24 protein-coding genes are annotated in these 24,369 nt (G+C 33.4%); 19 read left to right on the plus strand and 5 right to left on the minus strand.

Annotated features, from left to right (window positions below; translation table 11 throughout):
- Window positions 1-257: 257 nt before the first annotated feature.
- The 5 genes from EKL98_RS08660 (at window position 258) to EKL98_RS08680 (ending at window position 4,974) form a co-directional block, all read left to right on the plus strand.
- On the plus strand, window positions 258-1,259 hold the full coding sequence (locus EKL98_RS08660) for a type IV toxin-antitoxin system AbiEi family antitoxin (RefSeq protein ID WP_126562061.1): 1,002 nt from the start codon (window positions 258-260) through the stop codon (window positions 1,257-1,259).
- Complete coding sequence (locus tag EKL98_RS08665) at window positions 1,234-2,085, plus strand: hypothetical protein (protein WP_126562062.1); 852 nt, start codon at window positions 1,234-1,236, stop codon at window positions 2,083-2,085. Before EKL98_RS08660 ends, EKL98_RS08665 begins: the two co-directional genes overlap by 26 nt.
- Before the next feature lie 855 nt (window positions 2,086-2,940).
- Window positions 2,941-3,363, plus strand: coding sequence for a DUF6943 family protein (locus EKL98_RS08670; RefSeq protein WP_126562063.1), 423 nt, complete (start codon window positions 2,941-2,943; stop codon window positions 3,361-3,363).
- A 58-nt stretch (window positions 3,364-3,421) separates the two neighbouring features.
- Window positions 3,422-4,174: a hypothetical protein gene (locus EKL98_RS08675; RefSeq protein ID WP_126562064.1), complete on the plus strand. Its 753-nt coding sequence runs from the start codon at window positions 3,422-3,424 to the stop codon at window positions 4,172-4,174.
- Window positions 4,175-4,185: 11 nt separating this feature from the next.
- Window positions 4,186-4,974 (plus strand): hypothetical protein, encoded by a 789-nt coding sequence (locus EKL98_RS08680; RefSeq protein WP_126562065.1) that lies wholly within the window; start codon window positions 4,186-4,188, stop codon window positions 4,972-4,974.
- Between the two features lie 94 nt (window positions 4,975-5,068).
- Here the strand turns inward: EKL98_RS08680 and EKL98_RS17855 are convergent, their stop codons facing one another.
- Genes EKL98_RS17855 through EKL98_RS08695 form a run of 4 tightly spaced genes read right to left on the minus strand, consistent with a single transcriptional unit; the run spans window position 5,069 to window position 6,702 of the window.
- On the minus strand, window positions 5,069-5,245 hold the full coding sequence (locus tag EKL98_RS17855) for a hypothetical protein (RefSeq protein WP_199740691.1): 177 nt from the start codon (window positions 5,243-5,245) through the stop codon (window positions 5,069-5,071).
- Window positions 5,235-5,501, minus strand: coding sequence for a hypothetical protein (locus tag EKL98_RS08685; RefSeq protein WP_126562066.1), 267 nt, complete (start codon window positions 5,499-5,501; stop codon window positions 5,235-5,237). Before EKL98_RS08685 ends, EKL98_RS17855 begins: the two co-directional genes overlap by 11 nt.
- 3 nt (window positions 5,502-5,504) lie before the next feature.
- Window positions 5,505-5,945 (minus strand): DUF5675 family protein, encoded by a 441-nt coding sequence (locus tag EKL98_RS08690; RefSeq protein ID WP_126562067.1) that lies wholly within the window; start codon window positions 5,943-5,945, stop codon window positions 5,505-5,507.
- Window position 5,946: 1 nt separating this feature from the next.
- Window positions 5,947-6,702 (minus strand): hypothetical protein, encoded by a 756-nt coding sequence (locus EKL98_RS08695; RefSeq protein ID WP_126562068.1) that lies wholly within the window; start codon window positions 6,700-6,702, stop codon window positions 5,947-5,949.
- Window positions 6,703-7,006: 304 nt separating this feature from the next.
- On the opposite strand from EKL98_RS08695, the gene EKL98_RS08700 reads away from it, so the two are divergent.
- From EKL98_RS08700 to EKL98_RS08750, 10 genes are all read left to right on the plus strand, one after another.
- Entirely contained in the window at window positions 7,007-7,225 is a 219-nt protein-coding gene (locus EKL98_RS08700; RefSeq protein ID WP_126562069.1) for a helix-turn-helix domain-containing protein, read from the plus strand.
- 5 nt (window positions 7,226-7,230) lie between these two features.
- Complete coding sequence (locus EKL98_RS08705) at window positions 7,231-7,563, plus strand: HipA N-terminal domain-containing protein (RefSeq protein ID WP_126562070.1); 333 nt, start codon at window positions 7,231-7,233, stop codon at window positions 7,561-7,563.
- A gap of 142 nt (window positions 7,564-7,705) precedes the next feature.
- Entirely contained in the window at window positions 7,706-8,512 is an 807-nt protein-coding gene (locus EKL98_RS08710) for a HipA domain-containing protein (protein ID WP_449404007.1), read from the plus strand.
- Between the two features lie 1,553 nt (window positions 8,513-10,065).
- Complete coding sequence (locus tag EKL98_RS08720; RefSeq protein WP_233589404.1) at window positions 10,066-10,563, plus strand: hypothetical protein; 498 nt, start codon at window positions 10,066-10,068, stop codon at window positions 10,561-10,563.
- Window positions 10,564-10,878: 315 nt separating this feature from the next.
- Complete coding sequence (locus tag EKL98_RS08725) at window positions 10,879-11,631, plus strand: PRC-barrel domain-containing protein (RefSeq protein WP_158618322.1); 753 nt, start codon at window positions 10,879-10,881, stop codon at window positions 11,629-11,631.
- Between the two features lie 10 nt (window positions 11,632-11,641).
- On the plus strand, window positions 11,642-11,863 hold the full coding sequence (locus EKL98_RS08730) for a hypothetical protein (RefSeq protein ID WP_126455375.1): 222 nt from the start codon (window positions 11,642-11,644) through the stop codon (window positions 11,861-11,863).
- 37 nt (window positions 11,864-11,900) lie between these two features.
- Window positions 11,901-12,569 carry an FAD-binding oxidoreductase gene (locus EKL98_RS08735; protein WP_126562074.1) on the plus strand — a complete coding sequence of 223 codons (669 nt, stop codon included), beginning with the start codon at window positions 11,901-11,903 and terminating at the stop codon, window positions 12,567-12,569.
- A 1,582-nt stretch (window positions 12,570-14,151) separates the two neighbouring features.
- On the plus strand, window positions 14,152-14,979 hold the full coding sequence (locus tag EKL98_RS08740) for a phosphatase PAP2 family protein (protein WP_199739627.1): 828 nt from the start codon (window positions 14,152-14,154) through the stop codon (window positions 14,977-14,979).
- Window positions 14,960-16,489 (plus strand): phosphoethanolamine--lipid A transferase EptA, encoded by a 1,530-nt coding sequence (eptA, locus tag EKL98_RS08745; protein WP_126562075.1) that lies wholly within the window; start codon window positions 14,960-14,962, stop codon window positions 16,487-16,489. Before EKL98_RS08740 ends, eptA begins: the two co-directional genes overlap by 20 nt.
- A 780-nt stretch (window positions 16,490-17,269) precedes the next feature.
- On the plus strand, window positions 17,270-18,622 hold the full coding sequence (locus EKL98_RS08750) for a DEAD/DEAH box helicase (protein ID WP_126463381.1): 1,353 nt from the start codon (window positions 17,270-17,272) through the stop codon (window positions 18,620-18,622).
- Between the two features lie 146 nt (window positions 18,623-18,768).
- On the opposite strand, the gene EKL98_RS08755 is transcribed toward EKL98_RS08750, so the two are convergent.
- Window positions 18,769-19,881, minus strand: coding sequence for a lactonase family protein (locus tag EKL98_RS08755; protein ID WP_126562076.1), 1,113 nt, complete (start codon window positions 19,879-19,881; stop codon window positions 18,769-18,771).
- Between the two features lie 182 nt (window positions 19,882-20,063).
- Here EKL98_RS08755 and EKL98_RS08760 point away from each other — a divergent pair, with 182 nt between their 5' ends.
- From EKL98_RS08760 to EKL98_RS08775, 4 genes are all read left to right on the plus strand, one after another.
- Window positions 20,064-21,992: a BatA domain-containing protein gene (locus EKL98_RS08760; protein ID WP_126562077.1), complete on the plus strand. Its 1,929-nt coding sequence runs from the start codon at window positions 20,064-20,066 to the stop codon at window positions 21,990-21,992.
- A gap of 111 nt (window positions 21,993-22,103) precedes the next feature.
- Window positions 22,104-23,357 (plus strand): dihydroorotase, encoded by a 1,254-nt coding sequence (locus tag EKL98_RS08765; RefSeq protein WP_126562078.1) that lies wholly within the window; start codon window positions 22,104-22,106, stop codon window positions 23,355-23,357.
- 4 nt (window positions 23,358-23,361) lie between these two features.
- The gene (locus tag EKL98_RS08770) at window positions 23,362-23,700 is read left to right on the plus strand and encodes a hypothetical protein (protein WP_126455457.1); all 339 of its coding nucleotides are present in this window, start codon (window positions 23,362-23,364) and stop codon (window positions 23,698-23,700) included.
- Between the two features lie 3 nt (window positions 23,701-23,703).
- Window positions 23,704-24,354, plus strand: coding sequence for an alpha/beta hydrolase (locus EKL98_RS08775; protein WP_126562079.1), 651 nt, complete (start codon window positions 23,704-23,706; stop codon window positions 24,352-24,354).
- Window positions 24,355-24,369: the final 15 nt, after the last annotated feature.

Genomic DNA, 24,369 nt, shown 5'->3' on the forward strand with positions numbered 1-24,369 from the left:
ACCAAATAGTCATTACCTCATTCACCTGCACAAAATCCTCGTTTAGTCCAAGCATCCCATTAACTTTTGTGTACCCAGTTGAAGAAGTTTTACACTCGAACAAAGTGAACTAACAAAGCATCCCTCAAATTTTGTTGTTATTGGAACATATTTTATTCTTTTTGAAGATATTTTGTTCTTTTCTTACGTTAATATATTACTTTTGTTCACAAATAAAACCAGTTCACGTTTCCGTGAACGTTAAAAATAAGTGAACAATGAACCCGCAAGAGATAATTCACAACGCATTAAATAACATCCAAACAAAAGCAAATATCATTGGGAAATGGAAGGATGCAGAAGGTCAAGACAGGATTGATGGGGAACTAAAACTAGAAATAGAGAACCAGACAATTCATCTTTTTACGAATATAAAAACCGAAATAAGAACTATTCATCTCGAGAAGATAGAAGAACTGGCCAAGGAATATCATCCGTTTATTGTGGTGGCGCAAAGAATATTCCCTAAAATAAAAGATGAACTCCGCAATAGAAATATTGCCTATTTAGAAGCGAATGGAAATATTTACTTGAAAGAGAAAGGGATATTTTTATGGATAGAAGCTAATAATCCCATTGAAATCAAAGATAAAACAACGAATAGAGCCTTCACAAAAACAGGTTTAAAAGTGGTATATCAATTCCTGATAAACGAAGATTGGATTAATTATACCTACAGACAAATTGCTGAAGAAACCAATACCGGAATTGGAAATGTAAATAACATCTTTACAGGCTTGAAACAGGAAGGATACCTATTGCAGCTAAACAAAGAGCAATATAAATTGGAGAATAAAAAGAAGCTGCTAGAAAAATGGATAATGGAATATGAAAAACGCCTAAAACCAACACTAACAATTGGAACATTTCGTTTTCTAAAAGAAGATGATTTCTATAATTGGAAAAAGTTGCAACTACAAAATGGTAAAACGTGGTGGGGAGGAGAACCAGCAGGTGATGTATTTACAAATTATTTACGCCCTGAAGAATTGACAATCTATACAACAGAAACCAGAGGCGATTTAATGAAAAATTATCGTCTAGTTCCTGATATAAATGGAAATGTAAAAATTTTTAAAAAGTTCTGGGAGAATGAAGATGTAAATAATAATGTAGTTCATCCATTATTAGCATATACAGATTTAATAAATAAAGGAGATAGAAGATGCACCGAAACAGCTCAAAAAATATACGATGAGTACCTACAAAATAAATTTTAAACAATTACGCCAGCAACCTCAACTTTCTGAAATGCTTTCAGCATTAGAAAGAGGTTTAAACAAATTCGATATTGACTTCTATTTGGTTGGTGCAGTAGCTCGAGATCTTTGGATGAGTGTCATTAATGATATTCCACCTAGCAGAATCACGGGAGATATTGATTTTGCCGTTTTTATTGATGACAAAGGAACCTATGATAATTTGAAAATGTACCTAATAGAAGTGGAAGGTTTTTCACCATATAAGGGGAATACTTTTGTCTTGGTTTGGAAAGGTTTCATACAAGTAGATTTACTTCCGTTCGGTGAAATTGAAGACAAGAATGATGGGGTTACCATTGAAGGTAGTGGGTTGACAAGTCTCAATATGCCCGGATTCAAAGAAATCTATGATGAGGGTTTGCCAATAGTTGAACTGGAAGAAATACACAAATTCAAATTCTGTACACTTCCCGGAATAGTGATTTTAAAATTAGTTGCTTGGCAAGACCGACCTAAAATCAGGAGGGATGACATAAAAGATGTGAGTAATATCTTAAAACATTTTTTCGATATGTACGCAGAGGAAATTTTTGAGAACCACAATGACCTTTTTGGCGACAATGCTTTCGAATTACATTTAATCGCCGCTAGAGTAATGGGAAGAGAGATTAACAAAATTGCTAAACGCAATGAAATACTGCACAATAGATTGAAGGATTTATTGGAAGTCAGTACAAATAATAAGGATATTGAAATTGCAAAAATTATGGTAGAATTTTATGAGAACACCATCGAAGATAATTTAGTCCTATTAGAACAGATAAAAATTGGATATTTAGAATAAACCATTCCATTATAAACATCACGGGCAAACAAGCGGTCTCACTTTGGTCGTTCTCTTTGTTTCGTTCTCTTTGTTTCGTTCGGCTGTTCCAGTCGGTCGTGTCTTCCTCCATTCCACAGACACTTCACAGCACAAAAAAATAAGGCAGCCAAAAAATAGGCAACCTTATTTTTTCCGCTGTTCGTTCCTCATCTTCACACGTTCTCTTCCTGCGTTCGGCAGGGCTAGTACATCCACAATACCGCTTCATTCCGTTACACTCCGCAGGCTCCGTTACACAGCATTCCAGCAGTATTATGTCTGTCGCCCTTTATTTTTTTCAGCGGTTGCTCCTTCGCACAGCCATCGGGGTTGGCGCCGCTTACCTCAATATATTTTTAAGAAACTCTCTTAGTTGATTTACAAATCACTCGTATCAAATCACTTTGATGAGGTCGCTTTGCCCTAAATCAAGGAACGCCAAAGGCTGACTTATATTTTTTCCCCGCCGTTTCACGCTGCTATCCCTTCTCTACACTATGTAAACTTCGTTCCGTTCTCGGTCTAGCGTAGCTGTTCGATTGCCGCAACCCCGCCACTGCGCTCCTCATTCATTCCGCTATAATTCCGCTATCGCTTCATTATAGCTCCATTCCTTGTGGTGCTTGGGGATGTTAAAATCTTCAACAAGAACCTTAGTGCATTTTCTCGAAAAGAAAGAGAAAAAAAACCAGCAAATTTAGCATCCATTCCTCACTTCCAGTCGGTCGTTCCTTCCTCCGTTCCCGTTCGTCATTTCTGCTCTTTTTATGGCTTTCTTTTTTTCTCTTTTTTCTTTTCAAAAAATTAAGGTCGAATTTTTAAAACCAACACGCCATGCCGAATTTCATCATCAAGACTCACCAAAAAGACACCACCTACAAGGGAAACCAAATCTTTATCCTCAACAAAGGAATGAATAGTGGAAAGCCCCAAAAAGAACCCTTTACCAACAGTTTTGTGATTATGTTCCCAGACGAAAAGGATGCTGAAACGGTCTACTGGCTTGCTTACAGCCTTTGGAAATCCAATTTCTGGCACCAATTTTTAATTGGATCCGTAATTTCATTTTTACGAATCGACGATTTTAAAAAAGATTTTAACTTAAAGGTAAATGAAATGCTACAGGAACACGAGCTGCATAAAAAACAAATTCAGGCGTTGAGGTTGTTGGAACAAAAAGAGGATCAATTGCATAAAAATATCATACTCATAAACGAAATACGGAGATCCATTTTATCGTGCTACTGTAGAAAATAATTGTATATTTGATAGAAAAAAATCAAAAAAATGTCACAAATTACTAACTGAAAGAATTATGGATAAACCTCATAATTATGAATTTGACAAGTTAACAAATTTAAAATCCATAAAAGAATTTTGTTATTCTCACCTTTTAGATATTGTTACGGGTATACTAAAAACTGAAAACCATTCTGTTAAGGTTCGTTTTATTGACCCAACCAAAAGAAATTTTGAATATACTAGTCTTGGACTATTCTTCTTTGTGGACGACTGTATGTATATAATTACAACTGACAAAAAATATGAAGCTGAACACAACCCTGACATTTTAGGTTTTTATGAAGAACTTGAATTTTTAAGAAATCCTGATGTATTTATTATCAGAGTAATATTTGCAGGTGTCTATACAGGCTTTCGAGACGACAAAGGAACACGAATATTCACAGGAGATGCTGTCAGTGCTAAAATTGTGCTCAACCCTTCAATACCTTCTACAGGAGGCACAAATCGAGCTCGAAATAGTAGCAATAAACTAAATGAAAGTCGTTGTGAAGCTGGAGTTAATGAAATGTCTGGAATCTATGCTATCATACTAGACAATCATAGTGTTCCACTCTCTTGGGCAACTAAACTAAATGTTATTGGTAGTTTATTTTATAATTTAACAATGGGAACAACAGAAGTAAGTATTCAAGGTTTGTGTAATGGTTTTGCACAATCCCAATCAGACAAAGAGGGAGTTAAAAAATTATTAAAAAAATCACCTTATTTTCCGCCTACGACTTGGCAAGAAAAAGTAAGAGATCTATTGTGTGATGAGGATTAAATTAGTTGAAAATGAATAATTGTAGCTACGAAGATTTTAAAAAAAAGATATTAAATAATCCTTGGGATTTTGTTGCTGATTTAGCAATGGAATCGAATGAATACTATTCTAAAAATAAAGAGTTTATATGTAAAGAAGATAAACTAACAATAGATTTATATAATTCGGCAAATAACAGAAAGCAAGAACATAAATTTATTTTGGACATATTACCCGTCCCTTTTGAAGGAAATATATTCAATGCTAAGTTTATAATTCTTACATTAAACCCGGGTTTTGTTGAAGAAGTAAATCACAAACTTTATAGCTTATTAAATGAGGACGCAAAAAAACAAATTACTGATTATCACATTCAAAACTTACGATTGCAATGCAAAGAATTTATTCCTAACGATGCAGTAAGATTTATTGGAGACCGATATTGGTTTAATAAAACACACCAATTTAGAAAAGAAAATAATTTTGAATTATCTGCATTTGCAATTGTACAATATATTGGTTATCAATCTACAAAATTTCTTGAAAACAAAGTTTTAAAAGAACTAAAAAGTGTTGAATTTACCGGACAATTATTAAAATATGTAATAGAAACAAGAAATGATAATTATTGTTTTATTATAGCGAGAAATGAAAAATTTTGGAGAAACGAATTAAGCAAATATGCCTCACAGGATAAATTAATAAATCATATTGTTGTGCTTAAAAACTATCTTAATACATCAATAAGCCTAAACAACATTAAAGATGAATGTAGACCAATAATTTATCGAATAACCGAACAACAGAAAAATAATAATTAATTACATAGCCATATTATTTTGTAATTAAAAAAAGCCTGGTCTTGCGACTAGGCTTCCTTAGGTAATCCGGAAAAGGTTACCAATCATAACCAGACTATTTATTTTTAGATTTTGTCAACCATTTTAAAAGGAGCGAAACCATAAAACTGGCAGTGGCTCCCACGACCGCTAAGATAATTGTTTTTGCAATATCTTCCGAAAGAATATTGGGCAAAACGCTCAAAAATGTTCCGGATGCAGTTCCAGCTCGGAGGGATAAATTAGTCTCCATCTCTCGATTTATTTTGGTTCTCCTCTTCTTCCTTTGTTCCCCCTTTGGGGATTAGGGGGCTTACTGTCATTTGACTTACTGCCGAAATCACTCCACCGGCCACAGCCATATAACCTGCAACAGCGACCACTGTTGCGGGTAAAATAATAGGTGCAGCCACAATTGTTCCACTAATGGCCAACAAAGCCAAACCTATACTTCTCAAAACCTTAAAAAACTTGGGTGTGGGTGCTTTTATTCTTTCAACTATTTTCATAATTTATTTACTTTTTTTGTTCCTTGTCATCCTGAGCGGAGTCGAAGGATTAGACTGGATACTAATTTTTATTTCTTCTTTAGGTTCTAAAGCTGCATAAACTAGAGCTTTCAACTTTTCCAATGCTTTTCGGGAATTACTGCCCTTTCCAATTCCAGTGTGTTTAGATACAGGAGCAATGCAGCCCATCAACTCTTTTCTGGCGTCATTGGCGGGATGGATTAAAATCAAATCTCTTCCCGGAACATTCATCAAATGCAAGTGCCATTTGAATTTTGGACTAAACCGCTTCTGTAAGATATATTCTCCCTCGGGAATGCAAGAAATCCGCTTTTGGTTTCCCAACCAGGGCAATTCGATGGTATAACAAACTATTGTGCCGTTCCATTCCAAAACCCCTTGCGTTCCCTTGGGAAAATACGTCCTTTTCAACACTAAAACCATCTTAAAGCCCGCTTACCTGAACCAAAGCCAATGGATTAAAAGATCCATTTTTCAATGGATACATTCTTCCATTTACCTCTTGATAAAATTCAATTCCTAAAGCCAAAAACAATGGTTTTGTGCTGCCCGGAGTTACTGGATTGACATGATTGATAGCAACGGTTTGATTCGAATCCCAAGGTAGAATATCCGTTTCTGAAGTGGTAACTACAAAGGTTTCTGCTTCAAAATCAATTTCCGCACCTGCTGATATGATTTTGAAATGAGTAGTTCCACTAGCAGCCGCAATCATGTTCGCAGGAACAAACGGCAACAAATCAACCATAATATCACCCGTAGCACGGTCAATCGTCCCCACAAAAGGAGCAAATAAAGCAGTGCCCAGCTTTCCTCTAATGTTGAATTCGAAACCGGCAAGCAATTCTGCCTCACCATCAATCACATTTCGCAATCCACGCTCACTTACCATATCCGCCTGAATGACTTTAATCATAGATTGAGTCAATCGGCTTACCATTCTGCTATCAGCAGAATTAATGAGCAAAGTTCGCATTGCAGTTCGTAACGTTTTACCCGCCTTTCCAGCTCTTCCAAATTCGGCTCCATTCTCACGCGTTCTCTGGAACGCAGGATCGCTCGCAATTCTGCTTGCATCAATGCCGCCTTTTTCGCGCGCTAAATGACCATCTTTGGTTTTGTAAAAAGTAATATCGCCAATAGTACCCTTCAACTTAATTATGCCTTTTTGCCTTGCCATAATTTCTAAAATTTTAAATTAATAATTGTTTCAAATTCCCTCAATCATCATCCTGTTGCAACACCTTTCGATTGATTTCTAAACAAAGATTACACTTAAACAAATAATTTAGAACACAGCTATATTCCATATGTCCTACAGTGGTATAAATGTCATTTATAAACATAAATGTCACTCTGCATCGAAAATAGAACCAAACAATATTTATATGCTTTTACATATAAATACATTTTATTTAACAGATTATATGCTTTTGCATATAATTTACTATATTTGCTTAAAATCAATGCAAAAGCATATAATTATGAACACACTAGCCGATTTTGTAAAAGAGAAAAGAAACGAAGTAAAACTCACTCAGGAAGCCTTTGCGGAACGCGCTGGAGTAGCACTTACCGTCATTCGAAAAATAGAACAAGGAAAGGAAAACCTCAACCTCGAAAAAGTAAACCAAGTGCTCAAAATGTTTGGGCATATCTTGGCACCGGTAAATGCAAGGGAATTATCCAAAATTGAATACTAAATAATATGAGAAAAGCAGCCGTATATTATAAAGAGTTTCTGGCCGGCATCCTCACGGAAACGGACGACGGGGATTACACCTTCGAATACGACCAAAATTATGCAATGGAACATCCCAAAGAAGGAATCAGCTTGACGATGCCGGTCAGGTCAAAAAGCTATACAGACAAACGATTATTTCCTTTTTTCGAAGGATTGATCCCAGAAGGATGGCTTTTGGATATTGCATCTAAAAACTGGAAAATAAATCCAAATGACAGAATGGGCTTGCTCTTGGCTTGTTGCCAGAATTGCATCGGAGCGGTTAGTATTCAACCAATATCAAACGAAAATGAGTAAAAAGTGTCTATACTGCTACAAACCATTGGAGGACAAAAGTGTTGGTGATTTCCACGAACAGTGCAGCCTAGAGTTTTTCGGCACCAAACAGCCACCAGTATTCGAGCATTCATTAAAACAAATGGCAGAATTGGCTAAAAACGTGGTGGAACGGAGTGTGGCAGTTCCAGGTGTACAACCAAAACTATCCCTATCCATCGTGAATGACTCTCTGCAGGACGGAAACAAAGGGCGTCTTACCGTTGTTGGAGCCTTGGGAGGAAATTACATTTTCAAACCACCATCCGACCAATTTATTGAAATGCCCGAAAACGAACACCTGACGATGCGCATTGCCGAAGCTTTCGGAATCAACACCGTAAAGTCTAGCTTGATCAGATTGCAATCCGGCGAACTATCTTACATTACCAAACGCATCGACCGAACAGACTCGGGAGAGAAGATCCATATGCTCGATATGTTCCAGATCACGGAGGCTTTTGATAAATACAAAAGCTCAATGGAAAAAGTAGGCAAAGCCATAAATGAATATTCGGACAACACCCTGTTGGACAAATTGTATTTTCTGGAATTGGGTGTTTTCAGTTTCCTCACCGGAAACAATGATATGCACTTGAAAAACTTCTCGATGATCCATTCCGGCGAAATCTGGACATTGGCTCCAGCCTATGATCTATTGAACGTAGCCATTGTAAACCCGGACGACACTGAAGAACTTGCCCTAACATTGGAAGGCAAAAAGAAAAAACTCAAATGGGAGAATTTCGAAAGACTAGGCATCAACCTCGGACTTAACGAAAAACAAATAAAAGGAATCGCAAAACGCTTCCAGAAAAACAAGGCCGTCGCCATCCAATGGATCAACAATTCATTCCTGTCGGAGGAGTACAAGGAGAAATACAAGACCCTATTGGAAGAAAGATACCGTAGCTTGTTTCTGCGGGAATAAACGCATCCTTTTTTTGATTAATTTTACTCCAAGAAACTTTGGCCAACAGTACATTAGTGTATCTCAAAGCCCAATCAAAGCCATAGATAGAGTATGAGAACCGAAAACAAGAGATTGTGTATCTACCCTAAGGACATACAACGCATAACAGGAAAGAGTTATCGCCAAAGCATTAGACTACTTCAAAAAATGAGAATTAAGTTAAACAAACTAGAGGATCAGTTTGTGTCTATTGAAGAATTTTGTCAATTTACGAGTCTGAAAATTGAACAAGTTGAACCTTTGATAATCGGATAGAAATTATAATTAAGCTATTCAAAATTTAATCTTTAGCAGTTCAATAAAAATAGCGAACTAGTTCGTGTTTTGACAAATTGCAACCCATTCTTAGAAGTGTTTTTTGTATATTTACAGTCAATAACACAGCTGAAAAACTGTCAAAATTTGAAGTGGCACTTGAATAAAAAAACAGATATAAAATATAATATATCAACCACATAGCAAAAATAGAACTTTCCCTCTTTCTCTACAGAATTGAAACCATAACATCTATTAATCAGTTAGTTAGTTTTTTTTGTTTTACTTCTAGCCTACATTTAGATTACATAATTATTATAGAACTGCAGAAAGCAATCAATAATACCAATAAACCCATATTAGTTGATATTAGCCTCTAAATTCAAAAAAAGACAACGGAGAAACATTATATAAAACGTTGCTGTAAGACATTGTAAAATCTTCTTTTAGTCTCATTTTGCTACAGCACTAATTTTAAATAGAATTAAAGATCATTTAAGAAAAATCGAGCATCATTTTTGATTTTTCCCTATAATTTGACGGGGGGCTCTCTACCATTGTACATCACTGCTTTTATATCTCTCATATTTTTATTTGTCTACTTAAAAAGCAAATTTTAGGGCGAGAAACTACTTGTACCAGCTTAAGATTGTTGTAAAACTACCTACTAGCTGTTTAAAAAGGTCTAGTGTAAGGGCTTTCTTAGCTGAGATTATAACAGCGCAAGAGTAACGACTCTTTTTATTAAGGAGTAGGCTTTAAAGATGTCTGTGATTGGTAAAATAAGATCTCTCAAATCAGTACCACCCCGTTTATAGTATATTATATGATTCCAAATTTATATTTAAGGCGAGGTTTAATATTGGCGGGAATCAGTTTGTCCAATTGCCACTTGTCCCTTCCTTGCAGGCAGATACGCTGTAACCAGGTAAAATACAATGCTCCTATATAAGATCAAATCTTGGTCCCAAGCGCGCAAAACTACAATCATACCAATTTGGAATTCTTTCTTTCTGCAAAAACTACAAAGTAGCCCAAGCTGACTCAAAAAGGATATCACAGACCGCTAATTATATAATATTAAAAATAATTGTATAACATTCTCTATGTAGAGTTTTGTAAATTTACAAATATGGTAAAGAACCATTGTTTACAACAAGTAAAAAAATTTAACGACCGCTTACTTGAAGTAAAGTAGAGTTGTAAACATTCTAAATTTACGTAACTCAAATGAGTATAACCATAAAAGAAAAAAAATGAAAACTAAAATGCAATTAGAACAAAGCATAATAAAGATAACTACTACAATTAACCAAGAATATCCAGAGCTATCAAAATTTATTATTGAAATGCCCGAGAACAATTCGGAGAGTGAGGAAGTAACTATCAAAAGCCTTAAAGAGTATTATAATTCTTTAAAAGATCTTCTGGATAAATATGCAAAAACGCATAGTGAAACGGAGATCAAAGAAATTGCTAAAACACCGGAATACGCAGACTTACAAATCTACCCGCCTTCTGAAGATATTTATCAACAATTAAAGGAAGAAAAGGATTTGAATCCAGAAGATATTACAAAAAAGAAAACACCAAACGAAAAGGACTTTAAATATGTGAAAACGGGTGCTGATTTAGATGTTCCAGGTTCAGAGCTAGACGACCAACAAGAAAATGTGGGAAGCGAAGACGAAGAAAACAATTATTACAGTACCGGCGGAGACAACCATAATGATTTAGACGAAAACAAAGAATAATATAAAACAATTATAAAAATTCAATTCACCACAGACAAAACAATTTTTGATGACGAAAATCAAGAAGACTATATACCTACCTAAAAATGATAACAAAGGATTTATCAAAGAGCTGTTTGATAAATACTAGATTATCCTCACGGTTTTTATTGAACACATTAAATTGTTTGTGAATCAGTTTCCTCATTTAGTTAATAGTAGTTTTATAAAAGTATTTATATATATAAAACGAAAAAATGACTGCTTTTTAAATTTGTAGTTAAAAGAATAATAACTGAATGAATCACAACGATGAAACAATTAAAGCAATATAAAATGAAACAAAGTATAAACAGTTTATTAGGCTACACCATTAAAGGAACTGATGGTGAAATTGGAAAAGTAGAAGAGTTCTTTTTTGATGATCAGACCTCAACCATACGGTATGTGGTGGTAAAAACGGGGGGATGGTTTTCCGAAAAAAAAGTTTTGATTTCGCCTGAAGCATTTCAAAAACTGGATTACGAATCAAAAAAACTATCTGTAAATCTTACGCAGGAAAAAATAAAAAACAGTCCCGATATTGAAACAGACAAACCTGTTTCAGAACAACAGGAAGAGTTGATTCGTGGATACTACTCTTGGCCCGGCGATTACGGAAACGGAATGTATGGACACATGGGCCTAGGCATGTGGGGATATCCGTTAGTTGAAGTAAGAGAAACAGAAAAGGAAATGATACAAAGAAAAACGAAAAAGCAAGCTAATGAAAACCCGCATCTACGCAGCACACAGGAAGTTACAGGATATGATATTCATACAACGGACGGAAACATAGGCAAAGTAGACGATTTTATAATTGACGATGTAAGCTGGAAAATCCATTTTCTTATTGTGGAAACCGGCAACTGGTTTTCGGGGAAAAAAGTGATTATTTCTCCACGTTGGATTAAAGATGTAAAATGGCAGGAGCAGATAGTTACTATTAATCACTCAAAAGAAGAAGTAAAAAACAGTCCCGAATATGATTCGTCGCAACCGATAAATGATTCATATGAGCATTCACTCAATGACTATTACGAAAAATAAAATAATAATTATGGAAATTTTACAACAAGCAGAAGTATTTGAAAAAGCCAAAATGAGTCATATGTCTAATAGTGATAGAGTGACAGCTTCAAGGGAAGCAAAACGACTTGTATTAGCAATCAACAAAATTTATAAGAAGACAAAAGAAGCAACCTTGATGGATATAATGAAGCGGTTAACCATTAAGAAAAAAAGAATAGATATTCGATTGAAAGGAAGACCTAATTCTTGAGTATACTTATACTATTAACCTCTAATAAACAAACGCCATGGAAAATCATATTGTAAAAATAATTTCAGTGGAACCAGTAACGCATGATGTAAAGCGATTTACAATCCAAAAGCCAGAAGGTTTCAAATTCATACCTGGACAGGCAACCGAAGTGTCCGTAAATACTCCTGCTCTTAAACATGAAAAGCGACCTTTTACTTTTACAAGTTTAAATGATAATAAGCACCTCGAATTTACAATTAAAATTTATGATAATCACAACGGAGTTACAAAAGAATTAGGAAAATTAAAGCTCGGTGACGAACTTATCATCCGTGATGTTTGGGGCGCAATTGAATATAAAGGCGAAGGCGTATTCATTGCTGGTGGTGCAGGTGTTACACCATTCATTGCAATTCTGCGGCAGTTACAAGCGGATGACAAAATTGCTAACAACAAACTAATTTTTACCAACAAAACCGAAAAAGATATAATTCTAAAAAAAGAATTTAATGAAATGCTCGGCAAGAATTTCATCAACACGCTCACTGATGAAAAAAAAGAGGGGTACGAAAATGGTAGGATTGACTATACTTTTCTAAAAGAAAAAATAGACAACTTTAAACAGCATTTCTATGTTTGTGGTCCACCACAATTTGTAACGGCCATTTCAGAAGCACTCACACAATTAGGAGCGAAAACTGATACAGTAGTTTTTGAGAAATAATCGGTGAGATTTGTTAAAACTGCTTTAACGATTTGATTGCTTTTTTCTCGAATTTAGAATTATAAAAAAAATCTTTTAAATTTATATTGTGCATGATACAAACGCATCCGATAGCAATAAATTATGAAAAGAAACATAAAAACGATAATAACTAAAAACATATTTCGTCTCCCACTGGATATTCCGGGGCAAACTGAACACCCTATTCCGGTTCAAATTGGACAGTTTTGATGATGATTTTTAGTCCTACTTTGTGATCAAATCAAAAAGATAATTAATAGCCTAATCAAAGCCATAGATAGAGTATGTGAACAAATAACAAGAGATTGTGTATCTACCCGAAAGACATACAACACATAACTGGCATGAGTTATCGTCAAAGCATAATACTACTGCAAAAAATGAGGATTAAGTCGAATAAACTAGAAGAAAAGTTTGTGTCTATTGAAGAATTTTGCCAATTTATGAGCCTAAAAATTAAACAAGTTGAACCTTTAATAATTGGATAGAATTTATGTTTTAGGCGACTAAATTTTGAACTTTACCAGTTCGAAAAATATTGTCTAACCAGTTCAAATTATTACAATTAATCATTAATTCCAGCAAAAAAATCCTTATATTTGAGTAATTGAAATTTAGAACAATTTGCTAACATATTGAGAGGTATCAGTTGAGGTGTCACTTAAAATAAAAGCTTTTTGAAGCCTTATCTTACAGCACTTAAAAAAAATAAACAAATCCCTCTTTCTCCGCAAAAGAAAAACCTAATTTTTTTTCATATTTTTATATATACTTTTTTCTATTACTCTAATCTCTAAAGTGTTCGACTGTGAAAAAGAGTTCGACAGTCGAACTCTAACGGTTCTTTTAAACACAACTTTTTATCTTTAAAAAACTTAAATTATTGAAAAACGTTAAAAACAGTTAGGTAAATATTTTAAACCTAAAAAATAATCATTGAATTAAAAAAAATCAAATCGCTTAAAATCAAATGATTACATTACAATTTTAAGCTGTCAAAAAAAGTTAATATAGGAATTAGGTGTTCGATTTTAGTCCCAGCCACTCCACTTTAAAAAAAATCGTAATAAGCTATATTTTAAGCTTTTACGATTTTTTTATTTTACTATTTCCCAACAAAATAAATTAAAATTTATTTACAATAGAATATAATCCTATTTTTTGTTTTTAGCTTGTAAATTCCATTCCTGATTCATAGAAGCGTTTCACAGAAAACATTGTTATATGGCTTTGCATATCCCTCTTTTATCAAAATTTCGTTTAAAACTCTACCAATCATTTAGAATTAGATAGCCAAGTTTGCTTTATTGCAACCTAAATAGTTACAGATAGGATAATTCACTCCGCAATTAGGTTCGAACATAAGGGTGAATCGATGCATAAAAAAATGAAAAATAATTAGAAAAAAACATCTAATTTTGATCCCAGAAAATATCATTAAAAAAGTGGTACAGTTTCACCGGAATACTTATTAAGTGGTTCGTTAACCGAATAAGGTGTCATAAATGTATGTGAGTTTTAAATAAATTTGTTCATCTAAATCTGAAAACATAAAATTATAATGAATGTAAAAGTTATTAATAATTACGCCAAACTAAAAACAACTTTGTTTTTTTTACCGCTTATATTGTTATTGGTTATTCTTATATTTCTTTTCAGCCAAGATTCTTTAACTACTTTTAAGTATGTACAAATTCAAAAGGACTACTTTTTATATATTAACCATTATTTAGGTCAATATCCAAATTTAGAATACAATCTTACCCAATTAGGCGATGCCTCTGTTTTTTTGTCATTTTTAATTATTTTCATCGTGTATGCACCTAAAATATGGGAGGCAATATTAACAGCTTCATTGGCTTCCCTCCTATTTTCTTGCCTCTTAAAAAACTTGTTCTTAGTACCTCGACCTGCTCAAATTTTTGACAATCATAGTTTTATCATTGTAGGAAAAACAGCTATCGGATTTAGTAGTTTGCCTTCTGGGCATTCCATTACAGTTTTTACTATACTCACCGTTTTGTTGTTTGCATTTATGACTGAAAAGTTAAACTATAAAATCTTATGGGTCTTTTCTGTTGTATTTACAGGATTGATTATTGTGTTTTCCAGAGTGGGTGTTGGAGCACATCATCCGCTAGACGTCATTATAGGCAGTATTATAGGATATATTTCGGGTCTTATTGGTATTTTTGCCAGCCGAAAATATAAAATATGGAATTGGGTGAATAATAAAAAATACTATCCAATTTTTATTCTGTTGATTGTGATCTGCGGTATTTCATTCATCATCAAAATAAATCGAGAAAGTTTCATCATATTTGATTTGGCGTTAATTAGTTTAATTGTTTCACTTTATAAAATCATTCATGTATACGTTAAAAAATAATTTAAAATTAACTCGTTTTGTCTTATTGATGAGTTTTCTTAATTTTATATTCTTTCATTATCCGTTTTTTAAATTTGTGTTTAATAACGTTGAATATAAAAACTTGAACGGAATGTTTTTAATTCTTAGTTTGATGATTCTAATGTTAGTGCTAAATGCTTTCGTTTTTTTTCTGCTTTTTTTCCTGTCGCGTTATGTTGGGAAATTTCTTTTAGTGTTGTTCTTTATAATAAATTCAGTTGCCGTTTACTTCGTTAATACCTATAGTGTTATCATTGACGAAAGTATGATAGGCAATATACTTAATACCAATTATGACGAGTCTAGCAGTTTTTTTTCATTCAAATTAGTTGTATACTTACTTTTTCTGGGCATAATTCCTAGTATTTATATCATCAAAGTTAAAGTCATAAATGTTACAGTAAAAAGATTTTTTGTCCTGATCTCATTGACTTTATTATTTATTTTAGGTTTAGTAATTGCCAATTCAAGTAATGTTTTGTGGATTGATAAAAATTCAAAAACTTTGGGCGGACTTGCAATGCCTTGGTCTTATACTGTAAATATTTCACTTTTTTATGCACATGAATCCAAAAAAAATGAAAAAGAAATTTTATTACCAAATGCAACAATAAAAGATAATCAAAAATCAGTTGTAGTTTTAGTTATTGGCGAATCTGCAAGAAGTCAAAATTTTTCTTTGTATGGATACAACAAAAACACAAATCCCCTACTCTCTAAAACTAATAATGTATTTCATTTTAATGCAAAATCGGATGCAACCTATACCACTGCAGGTGTGAAAAGTATTTTAGAACATAAAAACACCGATGATTTGTATGAAATTTTGCCCAATTATTTGTATCGAAATAATGTTGAGGTTATTTGGAGAACAACAAATTGGGGAGAGCCACCAATTCATATAAAAAATTATCAAAACAGAGCATTTCTAATGCCAAATTGCAAAGGCGATGGCTGTAATTATGATGAAGTACTTTTGAGCGGATTAAAAGAACAAATTTTAGCCAGTAAAAAGAATAAAATATTAATCGTTTTACATACAAGTACAAGTCATGGACCTACATACAGCAAGAAATATCCCTCTGAATTTGAGACTTTTAAACCCGTTTGCAAAAGCGTTGAATTAGCTAATTGTTCTCAAACAGAACTAATCAATGCTTACGACAATACCATTGTGTATACCGATTATATATTAGCCAATATAATTAAAGATTTAAAGCAATTGACTGCCTATAAAAGTACTATGATTTTTGTGTCTGACCATGGTGAATCTTTGGGAGAAAAAAACCTATACATGCATGGTTTACCTTTGAGTATTGCACCAAAAGAACAATATGAAATCCCTTTTATAGTTTGGTATTCTGATAACAGTTCAAAACATTTAAAAACTAATGAGATGTTGTCTCAAAACCATGTATTTCACAGTGTTTTAAATTTTTTAAATATTCAAAGTCCTATTTATAACGAAGAATTGAACATTTTTAAATAAGTAAAACTTCGTATCTCTTTTAGTAAAAACATTTTTAACCCTTGTAATTCAGTGCTTTTTATTCACAAACTATTTAAAATGATTACTTTCAAGAAATCGATCATTTGATTTATATTGTCAATATAGTAGTGACCAAAAGAGCATTACCGTTTTTCGGTTTCTGGCGTTGCAGTTTTTAAGTCCTGCTTGACTATTTTCTGCTTGAAGTATAATCTTAATTAACCTGGATTTGTTGATTTGTAAAAGTATATTTGCTATTCTTTCCATATCTTGGTTGAGACACTATTTATCATCAACCGTCAATTCATTGCTAATTTAATTATAAAACTTCGAGGTCGGTATCTAACTAACCGCATATTATTTCTTTATGACAAATATTATTTGCCTTTACCATCCTTTTGATATAAATTATTAAATATTGTGCATCTAAGTAATGACTAAAATTTAATGTCGTATTTTAATAAAGCACTAAATTTCTTTACCACAGATTTCACAGATTAGCACAGATTAATTCGTTATGTAATTTTAAAAATCTTTTTAATCCTTACAATCTGTGGCAAAAACTCTTTTTAATAATTGCGACAATATATCTTTCTTGCTACTTATCAAATAAATACACTAACAACAAACATATTTATCACGTATAATCTGTTGAATTTAATATAATTTGCTTGAAAAATTAAATGGAAAACTGGTGTTTTTAATGCGTTTGATTTGTGATATTTATCATTTTTAGAGCATTACTTTCAAAAAGACTATATTTGCAAAAAATTTAAGCAAATGACTACTTTTGAGCAATTCAATCTTCCTAAATCCGTACAAAAAGCGATAGATGATTTAGGGTTTACAACTCCTACTCCTATTCAAGAAAAAACATTTTCTGTGATAATGTCAGGAAGAGATATGATGGGAATCGCTCAAACCGGTACTGGTAAAACATTTGCTTACCTTTTGCCTTTGTTGAAACTATATAAATTTACTCCCGGGCATACCCCAAAAATAGTGCTCCTGGTTCCTACTCGTGAACTTGTTGTACAAGTTGCGGAAGAAATTGAGAAATTGACAAAATACATGTCGGTTCGTACTATTGGAATCTTTGGAGGTGTCAATATCAATACCCAAAAGAAAGCAGTGTATGCAGGTTGCGACATACTAGTGGGAACTCCAGGAAGAATCATGGATTTAACGCTGGATAATGTGATTCGTTTTGAAGAAATGCAAAAGCTGGTAATAGATGAGTTTGATGAAATGCTGAATTTAGGTTTCCGTACCCAATTGACCTCTATATTGGCCATGATGCCTAAAAAACGTCAAAACATTCTGTTTTCAGCAACTATGACAGATGAAGTAGATGCGATTTTGAATGATTATTTTGATTATCCTCAAGAAGTTACGCTTTCGGCATCAGGAACACCTCTGGAAAACATCAAACAAATATCCTATCAGGTTCCTAATTTTAACACTAAAATAAACCTTTTAAAACACTTATTGCAAAACAACGAAGACATGAGCCGTGTGCTGGTGTTTGTCAATAATAAGAAAATTTCTGATATGGTTCACGAACGAATCGAGGAGGATTTTGAAGGTCAGTTTGGAGTAATTCACTCGAATAAATCACAAAATTATCGTTTGAGTACGATGGCTTCGTTCCAAGAAGGAAATTTACGTGGTTTGATTACTACTGACATCATGGCCAGAGGTTTGGATATTTCCAATATTACCCACGTTATCAATTTTGAAATGCCTGAATTACCTGAATTGTATATGCACAGAATTGGTCGAACCGGTCGTGCAGATGCTACAGGAACCGCTATAAGTCTTATCGCACCTCGCGAAGAAGAATTTAAAGTAGAGATTGAAGTGCTGATGAATATGGAATTAGCTATTGAACCTTTCCCAGAAACCGTTGAAATTTCATCAAAATTAATTGAACCTGAAAAAGAGAGACAACCGATCAAGTTTATGATGAAAAAACAAAAACTTGACGGAGATGGCGCTTTTCAAGAGAAAAGTAAAAAGAATAAAAAAGTCAATTTAGGCGGCCCTGGTGTAACTAAGAAAAAAACACATGGTTCTGTAAATAGGAATATGCTAAAAACCAGAGACAAAAAGAGAAAAGACAAGAACAAATAGTGATCAGTATTCCGTGTTTAGTGTTCATTTTCTAAATCCTGATTTTTTTCTGAACATCGGGGTCTAAAGATAAAAACAAAAATAAATAGTAAAAGTGTTGAAAAATAATTTTCGTTTTTCAACACTTTTTTTGTGAGTTTTTAATTTTAATTCTTAGTAAAAACCAAGCAAACCGGAGAACACAAAACAATTTTTTTGCCAGTATCAGCAAGCAATCCAGTCTTTTTATTTCTTTTAAAAATCACTACATCATTGGTATATTGATGTGCTACCACAAGAAAATTTCCCGTTGGGTCAATGGTGAAATTTCGAGGTCCTTTTCCTAAACTACTGGTTTGCCCTTTCAATAGTAATTTTCCGTTTTTTAGAATTTCAAAAATGGTGATATTATTTGCTTCGCCGCGATTAGAGGCATATAAAAACTTCCCGTCAGGTGAAATATGGATATCCGCAGCACTAAATGATCCTTTGAAATCTTTGGCTAAAATAATCGTTTCATCAATCTTTGTCAATGTTCCGTTAGAATAACTAAATACTGTTAGCGCGCCGTCCAGTTCCTGTAATAAATAAACAAATTTACCATCTTTGCTAAAGGTTAAATGTCTGGGTCCACTCCCGGATTTCACTGAAATGCTGTCTTTTAATTCTAAAACAGTGTGTTCAGCATTAGGATTATAAGCGTATGAATATACTTTGTCATTCCCTAAATCGTTAGACAAAACAAACTTTTTATCTGGAGAAAAATGAACCATGTGTACGTGCGGACCTTCTTGTCTTTGTGTATTAGTTCCTTTTCCATAATGTTGAATAACTTGCTTCGCTTCAGCTAGACTTCCGTCGTTATTTTTAGCAAAAACGGAAATATTTCCCCCGGAATAATTAGCAACAATTACATTTTTATCGTCATTGATTATGTAACAAGGATCCGCACCCTTGGAGCTTTGCTTGTTGATTAAGTCTAATTTTCCTCTTGCTGGATTATAGCTAAAAGAACTCACCGTACTTTTAGTCCCATTTTCGTTTACGGAATACACAAAATTATTATTTTTTGAAACCGTTAAATAACTGGGATTTATAACCTTTTCAGTCGCATTTTTAAAACTGAAATCGCCTGTGTTTGAATCAAAATCATATACATAAATTCCTTTACTGTCACAACTTTGGGTATAGGTTCCTATTAGTAAATTCAATTTGTTTTTTTGTGCATGAACACTTGTAAAAAGGAAGATTAATAGAAGAACCGCAAACGGCTTTTTCATGTTTTTAAAATTTATTAGAAAGCTAAAATACACATTATATTCCTAATGAATGTCAATAGTTTATTCCTTTGAAAAATTATAACAACTTCATCTAAAACTGTCAACAAATTTGTATTTTTGACTCCTGAAATTCAATGAACACCGTTGAAAACAAAATACAGTAAAGTAAACTCAACCTCAGAATGCATTTTAAACATCCCGAAATTTTATACTTTCTGTTCTTGTTGATTGTTCCAATTTTGGTTCATTTGTTTCAATTACGCCATTTCAAAAAAGAATATTTCACCAATGTTCGGTTCTTAAAAGCACTTTCAATTCAAACCAGAAAAAGCTCTAAAATCAAAAAATGGTTGCTTCTCGCCTGTCGTTTATTACTTCTAACTTGCCTTATTTTCGCATTTTCGCAACCTTTTTTCGAGTCCCAAGACAGCAAAAATGCCACCAATGAATTGTATATTATTTTGGACAATTCTTTTAGCATGCAAGCCAAAGGCAAAAAAGGGGAATTATTAAAAAGAGCGGTTCAGGAATTACTTGAAGAAACTCCGGAAAATGTAAATTTTTCTTTAATTACCAATTCCGAAAATTATTGGAACACGGATATAAAGTCTGTTCGTAGTGCTTTACAAAATCTAAAATACAGCCCAACTCCGTTCCAATTAGACAATATAATGGCAAAAATAAAAGCGCATAAATCAGCTTTTAATAAAGATATCGTCATCATTACGGATGCGGTAGGTCTTGATGAAAAACAACTGAAAAATAGTGATGCAACTGATTCTCCTTCATTTATAATTCCAAAAGCAGAACAAAAAAACAATGTTTCTATTGACAGCGTATTCATCCATAAAACAGTAGAAAATTTTTATGAAATTAGTGTCCAAATATCCAGTTATGGCAAGAATTTCAACCCGATTCCAATTTCTCTATACAATGAAAACAAGCTTATTGCTAAAACGATAACAACTTTAGACACAAAGAAAAAAAACCTCAGTTTCACGATTCCTAAACAATCCTTTCATGGTTATTTTTCTATAGTTGACAATGGTTTGTCTTATGACAACACGTTTTTTTTCAGTATTTCAAAAACGAAGAAAACCAACATTATCAGCATTGGAGAACTAGCGAAAAGCAACTTCCTTTCCAGAATTTATACCAGTGAAGAATTCAATTATAACAATTATACCTTAAGCACCTTAGACTATAATAAACTGGAAGAACAAGACGCAATTATTCTTAATGAATTGGATGAAATTCCGCAAGCTTTGATAACCACTTTGAACTCTTTTGTAGAGAAAGGTGGAAATTTAATTGTAATTCCTTCGGCGATAAGTTCCATTACCAATATGAATTCTTTTTTGTCGAATTTTGGAAACCTCAAATTTAGTTCTTTAGAAAACAGAGAAAAATTGATTACTAAAATCAACTTCAATCATCCTATATTCCATAGTGTTTTTGAAAATAAAGTGACTAATTTTCAATATCCAAAGACAAAAAAATCTTTTGTAATATCCAGTTCCTCTCCTGCTGCTTTGTCTTATGAAGACCAAAGCGTTTTCTTGACATCGATAGCAAATTCGGTTTCAGCAGTTAGTTTTTTTGCTGCTCCTATTAACATCGAAAATTCAAATTTTCAGCAATCGCCATTAATTGTACCTACATTTTACAAGATGGCGATGCACAATCAAAACAACGGAGTAAATGCCTTGATAATTGGTAATAACAACCCGCATTTTATAGAAGCATCGCTAAACAAAGGCGCTATTTTAACGGCAAAAGGCTTAGACGAACAATTTATTCCTATCCAACAAATTCTGAATAATAAAGTCAAAATGACTTTCAATGATTATCCGATACAAGCAGGGAATTTCAGCATTTACAATACAAAAGAGTGGATTGAAAACATTAGTTTCAATTACAACCGAACCGAAAGTGATTTGGCTTCAGCCAATGAGACTATTCTTTCTGACTATAAAACAATCGAATCAATACCATCGTTCTTTGACACTTTACAAACTGACAGAACTGATAATCAAATTTGGAAATGGTTTGTTATCTTTGCACTGTTATTTCTAATAACCGAAATGGCAATTATACGATTCGTAAAGTAAATAACGAAGTTCAATACTTAAAAATCAATATAAAATGAGCATGAATGTACTTTAGTCATAAAAGTCAATGCAAATTTCATATTCAATCAAAAAAACAAATAGTATCTACATATGAAATTAATCCTCAGAGACGCCAAAATTATCGATTCGAAAAGTCCCTTTCATAATAAGACTGCAGATATTTTAATTGTTGATGGTTTTATACAAAAAATTGGAACCTGGCTCCCAAATCTGGATAAAGCAGAAGAAATACAACTTGATAATTTACATGTCTCCCAAGGCTGGTTTGATAGTAGCGTTTCGCTCGGGGAGCCTGGGTTTGAGGACCGTGAAACCATATCAAACGGACTTACTGTAGCTGCCAAAAGTGGTTTCACGGCAATCGCATTACAACCCAACTCCTTTCCTATTATTGACAATCAATCCCAAGTGAATTTTGTTTTAAACAAAGCACAAGGATTTGCAACTCAACTGTATCCTATCGGCGCTTTGAGCAAAGAAAGTGCAGGAAAAGACATGGCTGAATTATATGATATGAAAAAAGCGGGAGCCGTTGCTTTTGGAGATTATAATAAAAGTTTAGATAATGCTAATTTGCTAAAAATAGCCTTACAATACGTTCAGGATTTTGATGGATTGATTCTTGCTTTTTCCCAAGACGAAAATATAAAAGGAAATGGAGTGGCCAATGAAGGCATAGTTTCGACCCGACTGGGTTTAAAAGGAATTCCAAATCTTGCCGAAGAAATACAAATTGCACGGAATTTATTTCTGTTAGAATATACTGGGGGAAAACTTCATATTCCAACTATTTCAACTAAAAAATCAGTACAATTAATCAAAGAGGCTAAGGCCAATGGACTGCAGGTAACCTGCAGTGTTGCTGTGCATCATTTAGTTCTAACTGATGAAAAACTGGAAGGTTTTGATACCCGTTATAAAATTTCTCCACCGCTTAGAACTGAAACCGACAGGAAAGCATTACTGAAAGGAATAAAAGACGGAACAATCGATATGATTACATCCGACCATAATCCGATGGATATTGAGCACAAAAAAATGGAATTTGATGGAGCCAAGAATGGAACTATTGGTCTGGAAAGTGCTTTTGGAGCTTTGATGACTGTTTTGCCATTAGAAACCGTAATAGAAAAACTCACTTCAGGAAAAACAACTTTTGGCATCGAAACAGCATCAATTAATCAAGGTTCAAAAGCAAATATTACCTTATTTAATCCGGAACCAAAAAGCATTTTTACAAAATCATCCATTTTATCCAAATCTAAAAACACTGCTTTTTTAGGAACTGAACTAAGAGGTAAAGTGTACGGAATTGTGAATCAAGGAAAATTAATTTTAGCATAAAAAAATGAATACTATTAATAATAATAATTCAGAGTCAGGAAAGACGGCCGCAATCACCAGTTATATTTTAGGAATTGGCGTATTTATTGCCATGTCTATGAACTCCGAGGACAAAAATGAATTTGCTTCATTTCACATCCGTCAAGGACTGGGACTTACTTTAACATTCATATCACTGGGATTAATCATCAGCAATTTTGACAGCCTAATGATTTCGGCTCCCATGTGGATTTTCGTATTTGTTTTATGGTCTTACGGTATTACCAGTGCTATAAAAGGAGAAACAAAACCGGTTCCATTATTGGGAACGTATTATCAAAAATGGTTATCAAACATCTCATAATCCATGAATTTATCTTTAGAATATAAAATACGAGAGCCTAAAATAAAATTAGACGAAAATCCACTTTTACTTTTATTGCACGGATACGGCAGCAATGAAGACGATTTATTTTCATTTGCAACCGAGCTTCCTGATGAATATTATATTGTTTCAGCACGTGCGCCTTATAACATGCAATACGGTGCATATGCATGGTATGCAATCAATTTTGATGCGGATCAAAATAAATTTTCGGATCACGATCAAGCCAAAGTTTCAAGAGATTTAATTGCCGGATTTATTGATGAATTAATTCAAACCTACCCCATAAATGCTGAGAAAGTCACATTGATTGGCTTCAGCCAAGGATCTATATTGAGTTATGCAGTTGCACTTTCGTACCCTGAAAAGGTTCAAAAAGTAGTTGCGATGAGCGGGTACTTAAATTTAGAAATTGTCACTGAGGATTACCTAAAAAACAACTTTCATACCCTGAAAATATTTGCTTCACATGGAACAGTGGATCAAGTAATTCCAGTTGAATGGGCTAGAAAAACACCAGCAATAGTAGAAAATTTAGGGATAAATATAACCTTCAAAGAATATCCTATAGGTCATGGAGTTGCTCCACAGAATTTTTATGACTTCAAAAACTGGATTTTAGAGAATGAATAAATAATATTTGTGCCG

This window comes from Flavobacterium bomense, assembly GCF_003970355.1.